Origin of the sequence: Leptospira bourretii (assembly GCF_004770145.1) — a bacterium.
Classification (GTDB): Bacteria; Spirochaetota; Leptospiria; order Leptospirales; family Leptospiraceae; genus Leptospira_A; species Leptospira_A bourretii.
Genome location: NZ_RQFW01000005.1, coordinates 77,824 through 97,731, shown reverse-complemented (window position 1 = coordinate 97,731; position 19,908 = coordinate 77,824). Strand labels below are relative to the sequence as shown.

Sequence of the window (19,908 nt, the reverse complement as noted above, 5' to 3'; positions counted from 1 at the left end):
AGGTGATGGCCTGATTTCTGAGGTTGTGGTAAGGCGATGGTATTGGGTGGCGGGTCTAGTTCCCCACCCGAGTCAGGGCGGGGATAGATAAATTCCAGCTGGAACCCGAACCGCTCAAAAATCCTAAAGAATCCGAGAAATTTTTTATTAAAAAGATTGAACAAAATTAAATTGTGCACAATCTAAATAATAAAGACTTAGGGAGAAAATACATGTCAGAAGAATTTTACAAAATTAAAGTGAAACGCGGATCCGAGGAAGTTCCTTTGGAGCAGTTCAAAGACAAAGTCCTTTTGATTGTGAATACTGCAAGTGAATGTGGTTTCACCCCTCAATACAAAGGGCTTCAAGAAACCTACGATCGTTATAAAGGAAAAGGATTGGAAGTGTTGGCGTTTCCGTGCAACCAGTTCGGACAACAAGAGCCAGGAACAGACGCAGAAATTAAGTTGTTTTGCGAAAGAACATTCTCAACTACTTTTCCAATCTTTTCTAAACTAGAAGTGAATGGGCCAAATACTGATCCACTCTACCAACATCTTAAAAAACAAGCACCAGGAATTTTTGGTTCTGTCGACATTAAATGGAATTTTACAAAGTTCTTGATCGACAAACAAGGAAATGTGGTGAAAAGATATGCACCAATTACAAAACCCGAAGATATTGAAAAGGATATCGAAAAACTTGTCCAAGCTTAAGAATCCCACAGATGAGGTTCTTCTTTTGAAGAACCAAATTTGTTTTTCTTTATATTCTTCCATGCACCGTTTGATGAAGATTTATCGTCCGTTACTTGGCGAGTTGGGATTAACTTATCCACAATACCTGGTGATGTTGGTGCTTTGGGAAGAAGAGAAAATGACTGTGAGTGGACTTGGAGAACGTCTACAGTTGGACTCTGGAACATTAACTCCTTTGTTAAAGAGATTAGAACAAAGTGGGTTTGTAGAGCGTAAGAGAAGTTCTGAAGATGAACGAGTTGTTTATGTGTCTCTTACAAAAAATGGAAAACATTTACGCGAAAAGGCAAAGGCTATACCTGAACAGATTTTTTGTTTGTCAGGGATTGAAGAAAACCAAGCAATTCAACTGAAAGCAATTTTAGACGAACTCGGCCAAGCTTGAAAGAAAACAAAATTTCTACCAATAATTTTCGGCTTTATTCTTGACGTTGGACCGACGTCTGAAAAGGATCTAACATCGTTTAGGTTGATTTCCTCTTACCTGAGAAAGCGAAGGTTCATCACATATGCCGAGACTCATTTCGTCACTTTGCTTTTTGATCTTACTATTTATAGTTTCTTGCAAAAACCCTTTTTCTGACAATCCCTGCGATCCCAATGGACAGAAGTTTATAGACAGTTTGCTATTAAAATGGGCAATTTCGGATAACAGTGCCACTTGCGGTAAAGTATACCTCTTAGCAGCCGGAAAAGAAATTTTAGAATATTCGATTCCTAGTTTAGGAGTGACTGGGATCATCAATGGAAACCAAATCGTCGTTTCCTCAGAAACCATTGTTTCGATTTCATCTTATGTTGCTAACTTTAAGACAAGTGGTGTATCTGTTTCGGTCAATGGAGTTTCACAAACGAGTGGGGTGACTTCTAATGACTATAACTCTCCATTAAAATACATTGTGACTGGTGCGGATGGAAGTAAAAATGAATACACTGTCCAAATGATAGCACCTCGTGTTTTGGGTTCTGGTTCCCTTCGGCTTTGGTTCAAGGCAGACCAACTAACACTAAATGATGGAGATCCGATTTTGACTTGGTCGGATGTCAGCGGTTATGGAAATCATGTTACGCAAGCTTCAGTACCAACTGTGCATACACTTTATAGAAAAGGTCAAGTCAATGGATACCCAGTAGCTGAATTTAGAAGTGTAAATGTTTCAAGGATGAATTTATCCGGTGGAGTTGGGTTATATGTTACTAATAGTGGAAGCGTTTTTTTTGTGATGAAGTTAGTCAATACGATTACTGGTGGGATTACTGTGATCAATATACATGGCGGTCAAGGAAGAGAGATTTCTATAGATCATCCAATTTCCACATATCTCGTCTGTCGGAATGGTGCAAGTTGCTCTACAATTTCAGCTTTACCAATTCCAAAAAATGATTTTATTGCTATAGGTTCAGTGCAAGTTCTGATGACTTCTGGTCGAGAGTATTGGAATGGTAGTTTAAAAGGACAAGTTCCCATCTCGTATGATTATTCTGGCGGTGCTAGCCCAAATACTATTTATTTAGGAAATGGAAACCTTGATGCGGATATTGCAGAAGTATTATACTTCAATACGGATCTTTCGGATGCAGATGTTGCAAAAGTTTTCTTCTATTTGAATACTAAATATGGGCTTTCGCCAATGTAAAAATCAAGCTAGAATTATAGTTTAGTGATTTAACCAAAACATGAACTTTCCATCATAAAAATCGGGGAATGTTGAATTCTGTTTCACAAACCAACAAACATGTGATATATGGTAGCCATTGGGTGGCGGGTGGATTACCCCACCCAGTTCGATTAGGGCGGGGATCTCTACCATCCTATCCCCCGCGCACCCCCCCCAATCCTACTTGCCCACAAATCCCTAACCTCCCATCTTGAACCAATGGATCTAAATACCATCAATCTCAAAAGGTTCCATCTTCACTATTTTAGTTACCTATTTCTTATATTCATTCTAAGTCTTCCGTTAACTGCTGGTTTGGTGGAGGATGGATATCGTCTGATTTTTTATTTCGGTGGTGCTATGTCCTTTGCCATCCAAATGGCCATCTTGCAACTTCGTTTCCTTCCTAGAAAAATTCCTGCATTGTCAGAGTCTGGGTTCCCTGTTTTCACCGTATTTCTCTCCTTTTTTCTAAATCTGGGCATTTTGACTGCTTTGCAGGTCTTAGAGTACCCTTTTGAGGCAACTTCTGGATTTTTAATTGCCTATTTCGTCCACCTTCTTTTCCTTGTATTTGCGAGCTATTTCAGTGGAAAATAAGTCTAAATATCGGTTTTTTTTATCATTTTTATTAGTTTTTTCCCTTAGTTTTACGAATGTTTTTGCGAACGATTCGGAAGGGCACGGCTCTGAAGAGGGCTTCGATTTCAGTGAAGTCATGGCACACCACTTGGGTGATGCTCCTATCTTCCCTCTCAACTTTGGTGGCACGATTGTTACAGAAGGACAACCTGGATTCGACGCTGAAAACCATGATGTCTTTGTGAACCACGACGGTGTGAAATACCACTACGTAGGTGGACTTGACCTTCACATCACCAAACGAGTGACCATGATGTGGATTGCTTGTTTCTTTATGTTCCTCGTTTTTATCCCTGCAGCCAATTTGATTTCAAAAAACCCTAAAAAAGTTCATAACAAATTCACATCGGGTGTAGAGGCTTTTGTGAGTTACTTAAAAGAAAATGTTGTGGATGCATCCCTTGACCACCACGGCCATTCTTACTACCATTACATCTTCTCATTGTTTTTCTTTATTCTTTTCTGTAACTTGTTTGGCCTCATCCCATCTGTGGGGGAACTAACAGTTGCCGCTTCTGATGCTCTTGTGGCAGTCGGGGCAGTGGATCACACTCCACATTCTCTCCATACATTCGGAGAAATCTGGTCTGGGATCACACCAACAGGTGACATCAGTGTCACTCTATCTCTTGCATCCATTACACTACTTACAATATACGGAACGGCATTTTCTTACCAAGGGATCTCCTTTGTTGCACATGCGGTTCCTAAGGGAGTTCCACTCCCACTCTGGCCACTGATGTGGGCCTTAGAGTTTATCGTCACACATATTGCACGTTCTTTTGCGTTAACCATGAGGTTACTTGCCAACATGACTGCAGGACACGTAATGATCCTTGCCTTACTTGGGTTTATCTTTATGAGCGAAAGTTGGCTCATCGCACCTGTATCTGTTCTCAGTTCGGTGCTCATTTACTTTTTAGAACTACTTGTAGCTTTTTTACAAGCGTTCATTTTCTCACTGCTCACAACCGTGTTCATCGGAACCGTGATGCATAGACATTAAGATTGGTTTTATTTATATTATAAAACACACAGGAGTGAAACGAAAACAATGGAATTCGGTTTAGGATACATCGCAGTAGGACTCGCAGCAGGACTTGCATTACTTGGTGCAGGAATCGGTATTGGTAGAATTGGTGGATCAGTGGCAGAAAGCATTAGCCGCCAACCAGAAGCAGCGGGAAAGATCCAACTCGTTCTTTACGTAGCAGCAGGTATGATTGAAGGTGCAGCACTTTTCGCAGTGGTAATCGCTCTTCTTATCGCGCTCAAACTCAATGGCTCAATTGACAAAACAATTGGTGCTGGTGCCACTAAAGTAGAACAAGGACAATAGTCTTGGTTATCCTTGCGGCTTCCGGCTTCAATTTGCTGAAAGTCAATCCGGGTCTGGTCATCTGGACCCTGGTCACTTTCTCAGTTGTTGTCTTCGTTCTTAAAAAATTTGCATGGGACAAGATCCTTCATGCTCTCGAAGAACGTGCGTCCGGCATCCAAGGCGATATCAACAAAGCGGAAACCCTTCGTCTAGAAGCAGAAAAGTCTTTAAAAGAATACAAAGACCAACTCTTCAAAGCGACGGAAGAAGCTCATAAAATTGTAGATGAAGCTAAAAAAGATGCAGTTGCTCTCCGCACCAGGTTGACGGAAGAAGCGCACAATGAAGTAAAAGGCATTAAAGATAGCGCAATTCGAGAAATCGAACTAGCGAAAGGCAGAGCTTTATCTGAAATGCAACACCAAATTGTGGAAATGTCCGTTCTCATCGCGATTGAGATCTTGGAGAAACAATTGAAGAAGGAAGACTATGCTTCCTTTGTCGAAAAAGAGATCGCAAAACTCGATAAACTTAAAATCAAATGAGTCTGAACCAAATTTCAAAGGTTTACGCAACGGCACTTTTAGAGTTAGCAAAAGAAACTAACTCGCTTGAGTCAACGGAAGAGGAACTTTCAACGCTTGTTGATATTTTCTTTTCCGATGAATCAATCCGCCATTATTTCCTTTCTCCATTAGTAGACCCTTCCGAGAAAGAACGAACTGCAGAAAAGTCAGTTCAAGGGAAGGCATCGGAAATCGTTGCCAACTTCATTACACTTGTGGTTCGTAAGAATCGATTTCTATTCCTCAAGGATATTTTGGAAGATTTTAGAACAGGAGTGGACCGACTTAAAAATCGTAGTTCTCTTCGCATTGTTTCCAAAGATTCTCTTGGCAAAGAAGCCGTAGATCGAATCACCAAGTCTATCTCTTCCAAGTTCGGACGCGATGTTCGTGTCACTGAACATACGGATCTTAACCTCATCGGTGGATTCAAAATCTATATAGACGACTTTTTAATCGATGCCTCGATCCGTGCAAAACTTGCCGGAATAGAAGAGGCTCTCCTCCAAAAGAAAATCCCAGTCGGAGCATTTGAATGAAAATTAAAACAGACGAAGTAACGTCGGTACTAAAACAAGAAATTAAAAACTTCAAAAAAGACCTTCAAGTTGAAGAAGTTGGAACGGTTCTCGAAGTAGGGGACGGGATTGCGAGAGTTTACGGACTCACAAACGTAATGTCAGGAGAGCTTGTTGAATTCCAAAACGGAGTTCGAGGACAAGCATTCAACTTAGAAGAAAACTCCGTCGGGGTTGTAATCTTTGGTGATTATATTAAAATTGAAGAAGGTTTTTCCGTTAAACGTGTAGGAAAGATCTTCGAAGTTCCAGTAGGACCAGAACTTCTCGGTCGTGTTCTTAACCCACTCGGGGAAGTGATCGACGGGAAAGGACCTCTGAACGCTAAAAAAACAAGACCAGTTGAGTCACCAGCTCCTGGAATTGCGATGAGAAAATCGGTTCATGAACCAATGCAAACTGGTATCAAAGCAATTGATGCAATGATCCCGATTGGACGTGGACAAAGAGAGCTCATCATCGGTGACCGCGGAACAGGAAAAACTTCCATCGCGATCGACACCATCATCAACCAAAAAGGTAAAGGTGTGATCTGCGTTTACGTAGCGATTGGACAAAAAGCATCTACTGTTGCTTCCACCATCGAAATGTTACGCGAAAAAGGTGCTCTTGAGTATACGATCATTGTATCGGCTAACGCATCGGAACCTGCCCCAATGTTATACATTGCACCTTATTCTGGTGCGACAATGGCTGAATACTTTATGTATGAAGAAGGAAAAGCAACACTTGTTGTATATGATGACCTTTCCAAACAAGCCGTAGCTTACCGACAAATGTCACTCCTCCTTCGCCGCCCACCAGGTCGTGAAGCATACCCTGGGGACGTATTTTACCTTCACTCTCGCCTCCTTGAAAGAGCAGCGAAACTTGATGATAAATTTGGTGGTGGGTCAATGACAGCTCTTCCTATCATCGAAACACAAGAAGGGGAAGTATCTGCCTACATTCCTACAAACGTAATTTCCATCACGGATGGTCAGATTTACCTTCAATCCAACCTATTTGCATCGGGTCTTCGCCCTGCGGTGGATGTGGGGATTTCTGTATCACGGGTTGGATCTGCAGCACAAATCAAAGCGATGAAAAAAGTAGCGGGAACTCTCAAGTCCGACCTCGCTCAGTTCCGTGACTTGGAAGCGTTTGCACAGTTGGGAACTGAACTAGATCCAGTCACACAAGCTCAGCTTGATCGTGGTTACCGAGTTCTTGAAATTCTCAAACAACCAAATAACTCACCAAATCCAGTGGAAGAACAAGTGATTTCGATCTTCGCAGTAACAAAAGGTTTTATGGATACAATTCCTACTGCAAAAGTAAGAGAATTCGAAGCCTTCCTTTTGAAAACAATGAGAGAACAACACCCAGAAGTATTGGAAGAAATCAGAACTGCAAAAGAAGTAAAACAAGAAGCAGCTCTGCAAAAAACAATCAAATCGATTGTTGAACATTTTTTAGCAAAGAATAACTAAGGGGAAAGATCTTGGCGACACCGCGTGAGATAAAAAAGAGGATTAACTCGGTTAAAAACACGAGAAAAATCACTCGAACCATGGAGATGGTCTCCACGGCTAAGGCAAAAAAAGCCACTAACAAAGTGAATGCGGCAAAACCATACGCTGACTTAACACGTGAGTTGGTGTCTTCTTTGTCTAGCCTTGCTGGGATCATTCACAGCCCTTACTTAAGGAAGCCGGACAAAATCCGAAAAGTCGCTATCCTTGCAATTGCCGCAAACCGTGGGTTATGCGGTGGCTTTAACTCCAATCTTCTTCGTATGGTCAAAAACCGTATCGAAGAATTGAAGTCAAAAGGTGTGGAAGTAGAAGTCCACGCTGCAGGAAAAAAAGCCATTGCTTTCTTTAAATTTGCAAAGGTTGAGTTGGTAACAACACATACCAATATTGATGATAAAGCAGGCAGTAAAGAAGCAAACGATCTTGCTTCTTACTTTATGGAACGTTTTGCAAATGAATCAGTGGATTCTGTTGAAATTATTTCCACTCACTATTATTCGGCAGCAACTCAATCTCCGGAAATAACAACTGTTCTTCCATTATCTATGGAGGATACAAGTTCTAAAGGTTCTTCTGGCCCGGAAGTATTGTATGAACCGGATCCAAAAACAATTTTGGAGAACCTTCTACCAATGGTGATCAAAACAACTTTTGTTAAGATCATTTTGGAGTCGGTAGCATCCGAACACATTGCACGAAGAGTGGCGATGAAAGCGGCGACAGACGCAGCAGGTGAGATGATCAAACTTCTTACTCGCGGTTACAACCGAGTTCGTCAGGCAAAAATTACACAGGAAATTTCAGAAATCGTAGGGGGAGCGGAAGCCATCTCCTAACAAAGGTCTTTCGGAGTATATATGAATAAAGGTAAAATTAAACAAATCATCGGTTCGGTAATGGACATCAGTTTTGATTCCGGGAATATGCCTGAGATCTACAATGCTGTAGAAATTCAATCGAAAGTAAACGGCAAAGACGTAACAATTACAGCAGAAGTGCAACAACACATTGGGGACAACACAGTTCGTGCGATCTCCCTTCAATCCACAGACGGGCTAAAAAGAGGATTAGAAGTTGTTGATACAGGAGCTCCCATCTCTGTTCCAGTTGGAACAAAAACTCTTGGTCGTATCTTTAACGTACTCGGTGAGGCAATCGATGAACTCGGTGACCTTCCAAAAGACGTAAAAAAATTACCAATTCATAGAAATGCACCTTCTTACGAAGAAATTAAACCAAAAACAGAGATCTTTGAAACAGGGATCAAAGTCATCGATCTTCTTGCTCCTTATATCAAAGGGGGAAAAACAGGACTATTCGGTGGTGCTGGGGTAGGAAAAACCGTTCTTATCCAAGAGCTTATCAACAACATCGCAAAACAACATGGTGGTTACTCTGTGTTCGCTGGTGTGGGTGAAAGAACTCGTGAAGGAAACGACCTTTGGAACGAAATGAAAGAATCGGGAGTTATCGACAAAACAGTTCTTTGTTTTGGTCAGATGAACGAACCACCAGGTGCTCGTCTTCGTATCGCACTTTCTGCTTTGACTATGGCAGAAAACTTCCGTGACGAATCCGGATCAGACATCTTACTTTTCGTAGATAATATCTTCCGTTTCTCACAAGCAGGTTCTGAAGTATCGGCTCTTCTTGGTCGTATGCCATCTGCGGTAGGATACCAACCAACTCTTTCTACAGAAATGGGTGGATTACAAGAGCGGATTACTTCCACGGTTCGTGGTTCCATCACTTCGGTGCAAGCGATCTACGTTCCTGCCGACGACTTAACTGACCCGGCTCCTGCGACTGCGTTTGCTCACTTAGATGCAACAACGACATTATCTCGTGCCATTTCTGAAAAAGGGATTTATCCTGCAGTGGATCCACTCGATTCCACTTCACGAATCATGAACCCACAAATTGTTGGGGAAGATCACTACAACACAGCTCGTGAAGTACAAAGAATCCTTCAAAGATACAAAGACCTACAAGATATCATTGCGATCCTTGGTATGGACGAACTTTCTGAGGATGACAAAATCCTAGTATCTCGTGCTCGTCGTTTGGAGAAATTCCTCTCACAACCGTTCCACGTAGCAGAGCAGTTCACGGGTCGACCTGGAAAGTATGTAAAATTGGAAGACACGATTCGTTCCTTCAAAGGAATCATCGAAGGTAAGTATGACACCCTTCCAGAACAAGCATTCTATATGGTCGGATCGATTGACGAAGCAATCGAAGCGGCGAAACAACTCAAAGGTTAATTCGGATGAGTAAAGAACTGACTTTAACAGTCATCTCTCCTGACAAAATCCTTTACCAGGGCAAGGCAGAATCTGTGATTTTGCCTGGTTCTGTCGGTTATTTTGGAATTTTACCAGGCCATGCAACTCTTGTCTCCCAACTCGATTTTGGGCTGATCAAATTGCATACAGCTGGAAAAGAGTTCCGAATCGCCATCGATGGAGGATTCTGCGAAGTGAGAAATGACCAAATCAGAGTTCTCACCGAAGGTGGGGATTCTGAAGACGATTTGTCCCATGACCACGCGGTAGAACTCCTAGAGGAAGCGGAAGCCCTTCCCATTTCCAAAGACAAAGAAATTCTACTAAAGAAAGCAAAAGTTCGCATTTTACTGCACGAACGTTAATTTTTTTCCCCCCTTCTTGCCGAAAATAAACCAGAGGGGGATTTCCTTTGGCTATAGATTGGATTCGACGTTCTGTATTGGTAACGATACTATTTGCCGGATTCTATTACTTAAAGGAAAACCCTGATTTGCGAAAAAGAATCTATTCTGAAGAGCCGATTCGTGTTAGAATTGAGGGACCCGTATTGAATCCCGGATTTTATTCATTGGAAGCGGGTTCAAATGGAAAGGATTTGATTGAAATGGCGGGTGGATACGTACCCGGAGCGCAAATCAAAATGGAGGACAGTATCTTGGAACAGCCGTTAGAGGATGGCCAGGTACTAAATTTGGGAAAACGGTAATCGAGGCGAATGGCGGATCAAGAACAGAATAAAAACGAAGATCTAGAAAACATCGAACCTATACTCGATGAAGACTCGTTTTCTTTGGATTTGGATGATTTTGATATGGGTGATGATGATTTGGATGTTTCACCTGGAATCGAAGCCCCAAACCTAGATGATATCTCCGCTTTTGATGATGAAGACGATTCCATTTCGGACATGGTTGCTTCCTCCGATTCCTATGATGATTTATTAGATATAGATTTAGATTCTGATTTAAATTTACTTGGGGAAGAAGACCCCATTTTGCATGATGAAGACATTCATGCTGATTTTTCTGACTACGAAGAAGAGTCAGAAAACCAAAAACCAAAAACTCCCGCCAAACAAACACATAACGATATTGATGATGAAGACCTTGAATTAGAGTTCGATGATGATTTAATCGACCTGGATAAAGAAATTGAATCAATTCTTAATGGTGAAGATGGAATCCTAACTTCTAAAAAATCCAAACAGGATTTAGAAGAGGAAGAAGATGGCCCAATTTCACTTTCTCTAGAAGAACTAGAAAACATCACAGGGAATTTGGAAGAAGAAGATCATTTAGGGGAACCAGAACGTCCTCAGTTTGGTGAAGAAGATCATGAAAATGATCTAATCGATGAACATTCCGATCTTGATTTAGACTTAGACGATTCGGAAATTGATACAAACCTTACTTTCGATGAAGAAGGGAAACCACAGTTTGATTTAACCGATCATGATGAAGATTCGTTTATACCTAAAGATGATTTAGGTCCTGGAAATGAAGAAGGGGACAGTGAATTCAAACCTCTTGTGGATCCAGAAGAAGAAGAATTGTTTGGTCAAACCAAAGAAGACGAAAATCTTACTTTATCTGATGAAGAACTTGGAAGTATACTTGGAGCCGGTGGAGAAGCCAGTTTAGAAGAAACATTAGGTTCTGAAGAAGAATTTTTAACATCAGATGAAGAATCTGAGTTACCAAGTTTCTCTGATGACGACAGCGGATTTGATTTGTTAGGTGGTGAATTTGAAACACCTGAAGAAGAACCTACGTTGCAAGAAGAAGAGGATGAAGGTCCTCTTACATTATCTTTAGAAGAGTTAGAAAATATTTCTGGCGAAGCCGTTGAAGAGGACTTTGAAGAACCAACTTCCGACATCTTAAACGAAGAAATAGAAGATGAATCCATTACCTTAAGTCCAGATGAATTAGGAAATATCATTGCGAGTGATCCAATCGAAGAGTCTGATGATTCCGTAAGTTTTGATATTGAAGAATCTGATGAATTAGAAACAGATCTTGGCGATGACTTTGGTTTTGATTTAGGAGAAAACGAATCCGAAATTGAAGAAGAAAGTTCTCTTGAAGGTCTTGAAGGCCAGATGGAAGGATTTGAATCTTCTGAGGAAGAAGACGAAGGTCCGATTGCTCTTTCCATGGAAGAATTGGAATCCATTGCTTCTGCTTCTGATACGGAAGAAAGTTCGGAAGAAGAACTTGTTGATAGTTTTGATAGGGCACCACTCCCGTACGAAGAAGAACTCACTCCAAAATCCGATTTGATGGGAGAAGATGAAGAAGACGAATCCATCGCTTTATCGATGGAGGAATTAGAAAACATCACTGCCGCTGAAGAAGAAGATATAGAAGAGGAAGATATCACTCTTTCACCAGAAAGTTTAGATGAAATTCTTGGTGAAGAACTTCCAGGAGAAGGATTGGATGATATTGCAGATCTTCCAATCGAAGAAGAATTTTCTTTATCCGAACAGATTGGTGATGAAGATGATCTAGTAGAACACGAAGCCGAAATGGATTTTGGTGATTTCACTTCTGATTCGGCCGTTGATGATAGTTTTGATTTATCAGTTCCTGACCTAACAAAAGATACAAGAACACCAACACTTGCAAGCGATGACTCAGAAGAATTTGAAGTTGATTTAGATGAATATGCAATGGAGGGAAAACTTTCTCCATTGGAAGAACTCCGTAAATCCGATGTATCAGCGCCAGAAGAAAAACGATCTTCCGCAGAAGATGCGTTTGCTGATGCAGGTGGTGAAAACTTATCTGTTGGAGATCGCAAAAAGGTTCTAGGATATTTAGACAACCTCCTTGGTAATCTTCCTGACGAGGTCATCAGAGAGTTCTCGAAATCACAATACTTCGAGTTATACAAAAAAATGATGAAAGAATTGGAGTTATAAAGTGGGACTTCTCGATAGAGCCGAAGAAATTAAAAAGACTTCGGGTTCCCAGACTCCAAAATCGCAAACAAATTCCCAAGACAAGCCGTCTTTATTGAAAAAGGCAGAACACTTTCGAGAAGAACCAGAATCTCCTATCATAGACTCGGTTCCAATTGCAGATTCCGACTCAGAATGGTTAGACGATAGTTTTCCAGATACTCTGGCTACAGAAATTGGTGATCTTCCAAATCCCGATGGAGAAGAAGAGTTTGATCTAAGTGATATACCTGAGTTGACCGACGCCGATTTTGGTGACTTGGCGGATGAAGAATGGGATGAAAACCCTCTCCCACAATTAGAAAATGATTTAGAAAATGGTCCGAATGATTACCAGCCAATCTCAGACGAAGATTCCGAGTCTTTAGTAGAGCCAGATTTAGATTTTGATTTGCCTACCGATGAAGAGCCATTACCTGAACTTGAAGCGGAATCTCCAGAAACACCAGAACCAACACCAACTCCTGAACCAACAAAGGCAAACGAACCAGAGTTTGGTGATGATTTAATTGATCGTGATTATCATGATGATATTGCAGAACCCGATGCCCCACTTCCAGAAGTAAACATTTTTGATGAGTGGGAAAACGATGCAAAGAGGGAAGCTGCAAAGCAGCCGCTAAGACAAACAAAGGATGATCCAGCTCCGATCGGCGAAGATGTATTATTTGATGACGAGTCTGACTTTGGAACTGCACCAATGTCTTATCATCTTGCCTCCAAAAAACGAATCGAAAATTACCAAGCCATCTTTGAAATCACCAAGGAAATTGCTTCATCCAAAGAATTTTCTGATTACTTTGATAACTTAGTTTATAGTTTAATTGGACAAGTAGGTTGCAATTCAGTTGTTGTCTTAACTTCAACGAACCCCAAAAATCCGAAATGGGAAGCTGTTGCTGCACAAGGAATTCCATCTAAGGATTCTTGGTATCTTTCTCCAAACGATGAAATCTATTCTCGTATTTCTGATTCTGAAACTGTTATTTATGCAGGCGAATTTAAATCGTCTCGTTTGCCCAACAGAGAATTAAATTTATTAAATGAAATGGGTTCTGAAATCCTTGTTCCCATTCGGCACGGGCAAAAGTGTTTTGGAGTATTGTCTCTTGGTAAACTGATCAATGGGGAAGAATATATCACCGATGATTTAGAATTTGCAAAAATAGTTGGTGATATCGCAGGTTCAGTATTTGAAAGAGTATCTGAATTTGAGTTGATGAATGACAATTTAGTACAAGCAAAAGAAGTCATTGGAATCAATGAATCTGTCTTACAATCTGCAAGAGAATTCGCCCGTGTACGTAAAATGGACGAAGCCTATGATCTTCTCATTGATAACATTAAAAACAAATTGGGCGTAAAACAGTTTTCCTTTTTGGTGTTGGATTCGGAAACCAGATCTGACTATATCGTGTTTGGTTCTAATTTTATTTTGCCGGAAAGAGCCAAAGATTTTAAACTAAGTAAGGACTCTGATATTGTAGGGATGGTATCCAACGTTCCTGGTGTTTATAAGTTAGAAAATTTTAGAGAAGACTCGGAGCTGAAATCTATTTTTACAAATGATGAGTTAGGGATTATGAACGAGTTTACTATCCTTCCCATTATCAACCTCAATTGGCTTGTGGGAATGGTAGTTGTTCATTCGACTGGTACTGCTTGGACAGACACAACAAGGGATGTTGCTGTAGCTCTCCTTGAAACTTCTGCTCCTGTATTCGCTAATCTTTTGATTCTACAAGAAAAAGAAGCGTTGTTTAGAAATCCATTCAACCCTTTAGAATCTCGAATTTTAAGCGAGATCGAAAAATCCTCTCAGATGAATTTGAATTTTACCGTTTCTTTATTCAAAATTCAAAATGTATCCAGAATGGTTCATTTAGTAGGGGCTGGAACATTTGCTCGTTATGCGGACGTTCTTCGTAAAACGATGATGGATCATATCGGGGAATTGGACTTTTTTACTAGAGTTGGGCAAGGAAAATTTGCAATGGTTCTTCATGGAAAAGACAAAGAAGAAACAGAGGTTGTTATCAAAAAAATCAAATCCTCTTTTGCAAAAAAAGAAGAAGCAATCATTGGTTCGTTTCGTGCCACTTACCGGGTTCTAAATTTGTCTTATCCCGATGACACCAAGGACAAAAATCAATTTTTGGAAATGGTTGAAGAAGCCTAAGTAACTTTGTGTTATTTAATTCGATTTCTTTTCTTTTCCATTTTATATTCTTTTATTTAATTTACTATTTCGTTTCTAACCGAATTCGAAAATACCTACTTCTTTTCTTTGGAATATATTTTTATTCGCAGTGGGGAATCAAACCCACCGTTTTACTGCTAACTTCCGTAATTTTTAATTACTCTTTGGCAAGATACCTTGCAAATGAGTTGGGTCAAAAACGTAAGGTAATATTTATATTTGGTGTAAGTGCAAATTTACTCTATCTTGCTGCTTTTAAATATTTTGTGTTTGTTTGGCAGTTGTTTTCTGATTTAAAGATTAGTTTTGGATTTCCTGGAATTGTTTGGAAACCTGAAATTATTTTACCAATTGGAATTTCTTTTTATACATTCCATAACATAAGTTACTTAATCGAAGTTAATGACAAACGAATCAATCCTACAAAAAACTTTTTTACTTTTGCAATTTATGATTTGTTTTTCCCGTTGTTACTTCTTGGGCCAATTGAAAGACCAGGAAATCTAATCCCACAGATAGAATCGGAACAAACCATCACCAAAGAAAAGATATGGAATGGCATATCGTTATTTTTATGGGGGGTTTTCATTAAATCCACAATCGCTGATCCATTTTCCCGGTATGTAGAAATTCATGCTTCGTCTTTTGAATCTTTGGAACCTGGGATATTATGGATTGTGGCACCAGTCATTGCTTTTCAGGTGTATGCGGATTTTTTTGGTTATTCCCTTTGTGCTATGGGTCTTGCGGAGATGATGGGCTTTCAGCTAATGAATAATTTTAAAAGGCCTTTTTTTTCTTCGAATCCATCTGAATTTTGGTCCAAATGGCATATTTCTCTTTCGACATGGTTACGAGATTACGTCTATATTAAGTTAGGTGGAAACCGTCATGGTTTTCTTCGGGAAAATACAAACTTAATGGTAGTTTGGTTTCTTGCCGGAATTTGGCATGGTGCAGGTTACGGATTTGTAATTTGGGGAGTGTATTTAGGATTGTGTTTGGTTCTCTATCGCTGTCTAAAACATTACGGTTTGGTGAAAGAGAATATAGGTTTTATTTCTCATCTAGGCGTCTTTTTTACTTTTTATAGTTTTTCATTAGGTTTGTTACTGTTTCGGATTCAGTCGCCCTCCGAAACAATCTTAATATTACAAAATTTATCTTCTTTACCAAATCTTTCTTCCATACCTTTGATGATCCTTTTGACAGCATTGCCATTAATTCTTTTTGATTTTTGGCAGGAAAAAAAAGATACAGATCGTCCGAACTTTTTTATCTCCACAAAGCCATATACATTTCTTTTTATTTTTTTCTTTTTGTTCCTTTGGTTTTCATTATTTTCTCCGTTTGGAAAACAAGATTTTTTCTATTTTCAATTTTAGAATTCATTATGAAGTTACGTTATTTTTTTATCACCTTTTTGACCATTTCTCTTTTTATGCATATGACAGAAGAATGGATCATTCAGTTCTGTGAGACAACTTCTGTGTATTGGTATTTTGCAAATGAACGTACGATTCGTACGGAAGCAAAGGTTCTGGTTTTAGGGGACAGTCAGATCGTTAGTGGGATTTCACCTGAGACAATTGCAGAAATAGAAGGGCTGTCTAATGAAGAAGTTTTATACCTCCCGAAGCCGAGTCAACAACCGGAAGGTATCCTTTCCGATTCTTTAGATGTTATCTACAAACTACCTAAACTAAAGAAAGTTTATGTAAATTTATCTCCCTTAAATACGAGTAAAAACTCAGTCACCGATGCAAACCGACAATTGTTTTATTCATTTGGAAATTTGTCCAAATATACGATCACACATCCTTTGTTAAGGAAGGCATACTTTTCTAACCTAACGGATTTAAGTTGGAAATTGATTGTTAAAATTTTTCCTTATTTTGGTCTTAGTTCAAATATCAATCGTTTGGTGTATGATCCGGTCGCACAAAATGATATCCCGAGAAGAAAACAAGAGTATTTGTACATTCAAGATAACATAAAGAACAAACAAGGTGCTTGGGTTTGGAAATCGATTGGTGATGATCCTACATTATTAGAATCAGAAGTTTTTCCAAATTTAAATACGCAGATCTTAGCAGGCAGGCGGGATTTATCCATTCAGTTGTGGTTAGAATGTGTTCGCCTTTGGGAAAAACAAAATTTAGAGATAGTATTCCTTCGGATTCCATTTTCACCTAAAATGGAAAAGGATATTCAGAAAACAAAGGCGAACCTGGTAGCAGATGAGTTTTTTAAAACAATTACTACAGATCCCAATCGTAAGAAAGTAAAAGTCTTAGATTTTAAGTCGGTGTTTTTAGAGGAGTATCAGAATTTTGCTGACTTAACACATCTCAACCAAAAAGGAAGAGATGCGTTTTCTGTGATTTTGAAAAGAGTTCTATTTGATCACGCCCACTCGTCGTCCAAGGGCATGTAGGTTGATTCCCCAACCTAGTCCAAAAAATTGTTTTGGTGTTAGGATTTCGTCTGTACTTGGGTCCCAAATATCTTTTACAAATGCTTCTGCTGAAATTTCAGTTCCGTATGGGATTCCCCAAAAATTTTTATCTTCACCGTATGACATGAATTACCTCGCTATTTAGCCAAATCTTAGGATTTAGAGGATTCTACCATAGTATAAAATTCTTGGAAATGGTAAGCGGAATCGTGTGGGCCTGGGCAAGCTTCTGGATGGTATTGGACTGCCATCACAGGAAGGCCTTTGGTTTTTAGACCAGCAACCGTATTGTCGAACAAATTGATCCTTGTGATTGGTATCTCACTTGTTGACTCACCAAGAACATGGAACCCATGGTTTTGGGATGTGATTTCAATTTTTCCGGTTTCTTCGTTTCGAACAGGATGATTTCCGCCACGGTGACCAAACTTAAGTTTGGCTGTCTTTTTCCCAAGAGCCAACCCAATGATCTGGTGCCCTAAACAAATTCCAAACAGGGGCTTTTTTGCATCCATAATGGCTTTTGCAGAAGAAATGGCATAATCCAAAGGAGCCGGATCCCCTGGCCCATTGGATAAGAAAAAAGCATCAAATCCTTCTTTTAATAAGTCTTCTGCTTTGGTTTTTGCAGGGAATACATGCACGTTGAATCCTGCTGCATCTAGAAGTTTGAGGATGTTTCTTTTGATTCCGTAGTCATACACAGCAAGTTTAAATTTGCTAGGAGAGTGAGCACCAAACACATATGGTTTTTCACAGGTGACCACTTGGGCAAGGTCTTGTCCTTCCATGGAAGGTGCGTTTTTGACTGCCTCTAAAAAAGAATCTTCGTAGGTTTCGCTAATGAAAATTCCACAGGACATTGCTCCCGAATTCCGAATAATGCGCGTTAGTTTGCGCGTATCTATCCCTTCTATTGCGGGTACTCCAAACCGAATGAGAAACTCACTCAGAGTTTCTTTGGATTGGAAGTTGGAAGGTCGTTTGACATATTCTTTGACAATCAGTCCAGAAGCCTGAATCTTATCCGATTCCATATCGTCTGGATTGATACCGTAGTTCCCAATCATGGGGTAAGTGAGGGTCACGAGTTGGCCTTTGTAGGAAGGATCAGTGATGATTTCCTGATATCCCGCCATAGAGGTGTTAAAGACTACCTCACCAATCGAATTCTTATTTGCACCGAAGGATCGGCCCTTCATGACCGTTCCGTTTGCTAAAACCAAAAAAGCCTGCATCCAGTCCATTCCAAAGAAATGGGCCCTAATGACGAACAAAAATTCATCAGTCTTTTAGGTAATAACGTTTTATCCGATCGTAATGGTAGTCTCCATTGATTTCTACTGTTTGCATTTTGGAAAGGGCCTCTGCCATCTCTTTGGCGAGTCCAGGTTCAATGGTCAAATAGGAGCGTTTCCCCCGGACCAAATAGACGATTTGACCAGTTTCCCCATCGGCTTCAATGACCTGGCCCTGGATTCTTTTGGACTGAGGAGAAGGGGAACTAACAGAGACTTGGTATTTCTGGAAAATATGAAGTCGACCAACACATAACCAAACATCGGAGGTGGGGGAAAGTTGTGCGGCTTTTCCTTCAATATGGCGTTTTTCGAAGGTTTGGTTTCCGAGGGTGAGCCTCATGGTTTCTGCATCACAATGGATGGTTTTTTCTCGGAGGTTGGTTTGGTCGAGGAATCGGAACTGTGGATCTTCGCCAGATGCTTCCCAATGCACCAATTCGCCTGAAAAACGAATCATCTTTCGTTCCAATCCAAACCGTTCGGTCGAAAACAGAACAAAAAGCAAGAACAATCTGCAAATAAGGAAAACTTGTTTAGACGGCATTAGACTCATTCGATTTACCACATTTAACACAATTTTCGTTTAAATTTAACAATTTTATTTGACAAATCCTAGAAGAACGACTAGTTTCATTGCAATTGTCGGTATGAACGACTGCTCACTTGCATTCGTTTGTCCACAGGTACGAAAAAAATTCAGGAAACAACTCACTAAGGAGTAATCATCGCATGCTGAAATCTCTACGTTTTGGAATGATGGGGTTCTTACTTTTGTGCTTAGCTGGTAGCTTAAGCGCACAATCTGGTCCTCGTTCTTATTTTATGATCGGTCTTGGAGCTCAATTTGACCTAGCTCAACTCGGTGGAACCATCACAAAAGATGGTCTTGATTCTGGTCGACCAAGGCTTGATGGCTCAGGCCAACCATATGGAACTCCTCAAAAAGCGATCTATGCAGAAAACACATTGATCAGCTTAAAGAGAACCACTGGTGGTGCAATTGGTGCAAAAACAAACGGAGCTATGGTGGGTGGTAACATCAACGTAGGTTACGAAAAAGAAGGGGTTTTTGGAATCAATAGCCTTTTTTGGAGAATCAACGTAAACTATACAACAAAAATCGCTGGTGGTGATACATCTTCGACTGTAATGGGTTACAAATGGTTAGACCAAGAGTGGCATTACACTGCTTGGACAGTTCCAACTTACCTAGGAATCAAACTTTACAACGCAGCGAACGATACTGCTGTTTACGTTGGTGCTGGTGTGAACTACTTCCAAGGATGGTGGGGAGTTTCTGGGACTATCAATAACCCTGGACTTCAAACTTTTGCTCCAGGAGTTCTTGGACCAGGAGGAACACTTCTTGGTGATGCTCCAAGCCCAGGAATTCACAAAGAAAACGTACGTTTTGGTGCAAGTGGAGTTGGTTTGAACTGGCTCGTAGGTGCACAAACAAAAATCACTGACAAAGGTCACCTTTTCTTTGAGTTAGAAACTATCCTTTCTGCTGGAATGGGAGTTGGTGGAGTTGCGTCTGTCGGTGGAGCTTCTGCTCTTGCTCCTTGGGTTGCTTACCCAGTAGTAATCGGTGGACAAACTTACCGCGTAGGTTACAAAATCGAAATCTAATCAGTCATTTACTGATTGTATCAAAAGCCGGTGTTGGATTCC

General features: G+C 40.3%; 20 protein-coding genes. 17 read left to right on the top strand and 3 right to left on the bottom strand.

What is annotated here, in order from left to right:
* The first annotated feature begins 212 nt into the window (after nucleotides 1–212).
* The 16 genes from EHQ47_RS02055 to EHQ47_RS01975 all read left to right on the top strand — a co-directional run bounded on the left by EHQ47_RS02055 (nucleotide 213) and on the right by EHQ47_RS01975 (nucleotide 16,912).
* Nucleotides 213–698 (top strand): glutathione peroxidase, encoded by a 486-nt coding sequence (locus EHQ47_RS02055; RefSeq protein WP_135697144.1) that lies wholly within the window; start codon nucleotides 213–215, stop codon nucleotides 696–698.
* Nucleotides 685–1,125 carry a MarR family winged helix-turn-helix transcriptional regulator gene (locus EHQ47_RS02050; protein ID WP_135776462.1) on the top strand — a complete coding sequence of 147 codons (441 nt, stop codon included), beginning with the start codon at nucleotides 685–687 and terminating at the stop codon, nucleotides 1,123–1,125. The genes EHQ47_RS02055 and EHQ47_RS02050 overlap by 14 nt, the downstream gene beginning before the upstream one ends.
* A gap of 238 nt (nucleotides 1,126–1,363) precedes the next feature.
* Entirely contained in the window at nucleotides 1,364–2,377 is a 1,014-nt protein-coding gene (locus EHQ47_RS02045; protein WP_135746823.1) for a DUF5018 domain-containing protein, read from the top strand.
* Nucleotides 2,378–2,617: 240 nt separating this feature from the next.
* Complete coding sequence (locus EHQ47_RS02040) at nucleotides 2,618–2,998, top strand: hypothetical protein (protein ID WP_135776461.1); 381 nt, start codon at nucleotides 2,618–2,620, stop codon at nucleotides 2,996–2,998.
* Nucleotides 2,967–4,046: a F0F1 ATP synthase subunit A gene (gene atpB, locus EHQ47_RS02035; RefSeq protein ID WP_425269557.1), complete on the top strand. Its 1,080-nt coding sequence runs from the start codon at nucleotides 2,967–2,969 to the stop codon at nucleotides 4,044–4,046. Before EHQ47_RS02040 ends, atpB begins: the two co-directional genes overlap by 32 nt.
* Before the next feature lie 48 nt (nucleotides 4,047–4,094).
* On the top strand, nucleotides 4,095–4,379 hold the full coding sequence (gene atpE, locus EHQ47_RS02030) for an ATP synthase F0 subunit C (protein ID WP_002975055.1): 285 nt from the start codon (nucleotides 4,095–4,097) through the stop codon (nucleotides 4,377–4,379).
* Between the two features lie 2 nt (nucleotides 4,380–4,381).
* Nucleotides 4,382–4,906, top strand: coding sequence for a F0F1 ATP synthase subunit B (locus EHQ47_RS02025; RefSeq protein ID WP_135776459.1), 525 nt, complete (start codon nucleotides 4,382–4,384; stop codon nucleotides 4,904–4,906).
* Nucleotides 4,903–5,466: an ATP synthase F1 subunit delta gene (gene atpH / locus EHQ47_RS02020; RefSeq protein ID WP_135749246.1), complete on the top strand. Its 564-nt coding sequence runs from the start codon at nucleotides 4,903–4,905 to the stop codon at nucleotides 5,464–5,466. Before EHQ47_RS02025 ends, atpH begins: the two co-directional genes overlap by 4 nt.
* Nucleotides 5,463–6,977, top strand: coding sequence for a F0F1 ATP synthase subunit alpha (gene atpA, locus EHQ47_RS02015; protein WP_135776458.1), 1,515 nt, complete (start codon nucleotides 5,463–5,465; stop codon nucleotides 6,975–6,977). Before atpH ends, atpA begins: the two co-directional genes overlap by 4 nt.
* Nucleotides 6,978–6,988: 11 nt before the next feature.
* Entirely contained in the window at nucleotides 6,989–7,858 is an 870-nt protein-coding gene (gene atpG, locus EHQ47_RS02010) for an ATP synthase F1 subunit gamma (RefSeq protein ID WP_135749244.1), read from the top strand.
* Nucleotides 7,859–7,879: 21 nt separating this feature from the next.
* Nucleotides 7,880–9,286: a F0F1 ATP synthase subunit beta gene (gene atpD, locus EHQ47_RS02005; RefSeq protein ID WP_135697160.1), complete on the top strand. Its 1,407-nt coding sequence runs from the start codon at nucleotides 7,880–7,882 to the stop codon at nucleotides 9,284–9,286.
* Between the two features lie 5 nt (nucleotides 9,287–9,291).
* Nucleotides 9,292–9,672 carry an ATP synthase F1 subunit epsilon gene (gene atpC, locus EHQ47_RS02000; protein WP_004784107.1) on the top strand — a complete coding sequence of 127 codons (381 nt, stop codon included), beginning with the start codon at nucleotides 9,292–9,294 and terminating at the stop codon, nucleotides 9,670–9,672.
* Nucleotides 9,673–10,025: 353 nt separating this feature from the next.
* Nucleotides 10,026–12,236, top strand: coding sequence for a hypothetical protein (locus EHQ47_RS01990; RefSeq protein WP_135776457.1), 2,211 nt, complete (start codon nucleotides 10,026–10,028; stop codon nucleotides 12,234–12,236).
* A gap of 1 nt (nucleotide 12,237) precedes the next feature.
* A complete protein-coding gene (locus EHQ47_RS01985) occupies nucleotides 12,238–14,454 on the top strand; it encodes a GAF domain-containing protein (protein ID WP_135776456.1) in 2,217 nt (738 codons plus the stop codon).
* A gap of 8 nt (nucleotides 14,455–14,462) precedes the next feature.
* Nucleotides 14,463–15,860 carry an MBOAT family O-acyltransferase gene (locus tag EHQ47_RS01980; protein ID WP_208727378.1) on the top strand — a complete coding sequence of 466 codons (1,398 nt, stop codon included), beginning with the start codon at nucleotides 14,463–14,465 and terminating at the stop codon, nucleotides 15,858–15,860.
* A gap of 8 nt (nucleotides 15,861–15,868) precedes the next feature.
* Nucleotides 15,869–16,912: a hypothetical protein gene (locus EHQ47_RS01975; RefSeq protein WP_135776455.1), complete on the top strand. Its 1,044-nt coding sequence runs from the start codon at nucleotides 15,869–15,871 to the stop codon at nucleotides 16,910–16,912.
* On the opposite strand, the gene EHQ47_RS01970 is transcribed toward EHQ47_RS01975, so the two are convergent.
* From EHQ47_RS01970 to EHQ47_RS01960, 3 genes are read right to left on the bottom strand one after another with little or no spacing between them, the layout of a single operon-like run.
* A complete protein-coding gene (locus tag EHQ47_RS01970) occupies nucleotides 16,874–17,059 on the bottom strand; it encodes a DUF5808 domain-containing protein (RefSeq protein WP_135749239.1) in 186 nt (61 codons plus the stop codon). The two genes, EHQ47_RS01975 and EHQ47_RS01970, sit on opposite strands and share 39 nt — an antisense overlap.
* Before the next feature lie 26 nt (nucleotides 17,060–17,085).
* Nucleotides 17,086–18,171, bottom strand: a complete 1,086-nt coding sequence (gene carA, locus EHQ47_RS01965) for a glutamine-hydrolyzing carbamoyl-phosphate synthase small subunit (RefSeq protein WP_135749251.1) — start codon at nucleotides 18,169–18,171, stop codon at nucleotides 17,086–17,088.
* Nucleotides 18,172–18,217: 46 nt separating this feature from the next.
* A complete protein-coding gene (locus tag EHQ47_RS01960) occupies nucleotides 18,218–18,691 on the bottom strand; it encodes a hypothetical protein (RefSeq protein WP_244290176.1) in 474 nt (157 codons plus the stop codon).
* Between the two features lie 272 nt (nucleotides 18,692–18,963).
* On the opposite strand from EHQ47_RS01960, the gene EHQ47_RS01955 reads away from it, so the two are divergent.
* Entirely contained in the window at nucleotides 18,964–19,866 is a 903-nt protein-coding gene (locus tag EHQ47_RS01955; RefSeq protein WP_135749237.1) for a porin OmpL1, read from the top strand.
* Nucleotides 19,867–19,908: the final 42 nt, after the last annotated feature.

Excerpts from the sequence above, each read along its gene's own strand:
- EHQ47_RS02055 (WP_135697144.1), top strand. The coding sequence starts at position 213 with ATGTCAGAAGAATTTTACAAAATTAAAGTGAAACGCGGATCCGAGGAA.
- carA (WP_135749251.1), bottom strand. The coding sequence starts at position 18,171 with ATGCAGGCTTTTTTGGTTTTAGCAAACGGAACGGTCATGAAGGGCCGA.
- EHQ47_RS01975 (WP_135776455.1), top strand. The coding sequence starts at position 15,869 with ATGAAGTTACGTTATTTTTTTATCACCTTTTTGACCATTTCTCTTTTT.
- EHQ47_RS01990 (WP_135776457.1), top strand. The coding sequence starts at position 10,026 with ATGGCGGATCAAGAACAGAATAAAAACGAAGATCTAGAAAACATCGAA.
- EHQ47_RS01955 (WP_135749237.1), top strand. The coding sequence starts at position 18,964 with ATGCTGAAATCTCTACGTTTTGGAATGATGGGGTTCTTACTTTTGTGC.
- EHQ47_RS01960 (WP_244290176.1), bottom strand. The coding sequence starts at position 18,691 with ATGATTCGTTTTTCAGGCGAATTGGTGCATTGGGAAGCATCTGGCGAA.
- EHQ47_RS01970 (WP_135749239.1), bottom strand. The coding sequence starts at position 17,059 with ATGTCATACGGTGAAGATAAAAATTTTTGGGGAATCCCATACGGAACT.
- atpH (WP_135749246.1), top strand. The coding sequence starts at position 4,903 with ATGAGTCTGAACCAAATTTCAAAGGTTTACGCAACGGCACTTTTAGAG.
- atpA (WP_135776458.1), top strand. The coding sequence starts at position 5,463 with ATGAAAATTAAAACAGACGAAGTAACGTCGGTACTAAAACAAGAAATT.
- atpE (WP_002975055.1), top strand. The coding sequence starts at position 4,095 with ATGGAATTCGGTTTAGGATACATCGCAGTAGGACTCGCAGCAGGACTT.
- atpC (WP_004784107.1), top strand. The coding sequence starts at position 9,292 with ATGAGTAAAGAACTGACTTTAACAGTCATCTCTCCTGACAAAATCCTT.
- EHQ47_RS02040 (WP_135776461.1), top strand. The coding sequence starts at position 2,618 with ATGGATCTAAATACCATCAATCTCAAAAGGTTCCATCTTCACTATTTT.
- atpD (WP_135697160.1), top strand. The coding sequence starts at position 7,880 with ATGAATAAAGGTAAAATTAAACAAATCATCGGTTCGGTAATGGACATC.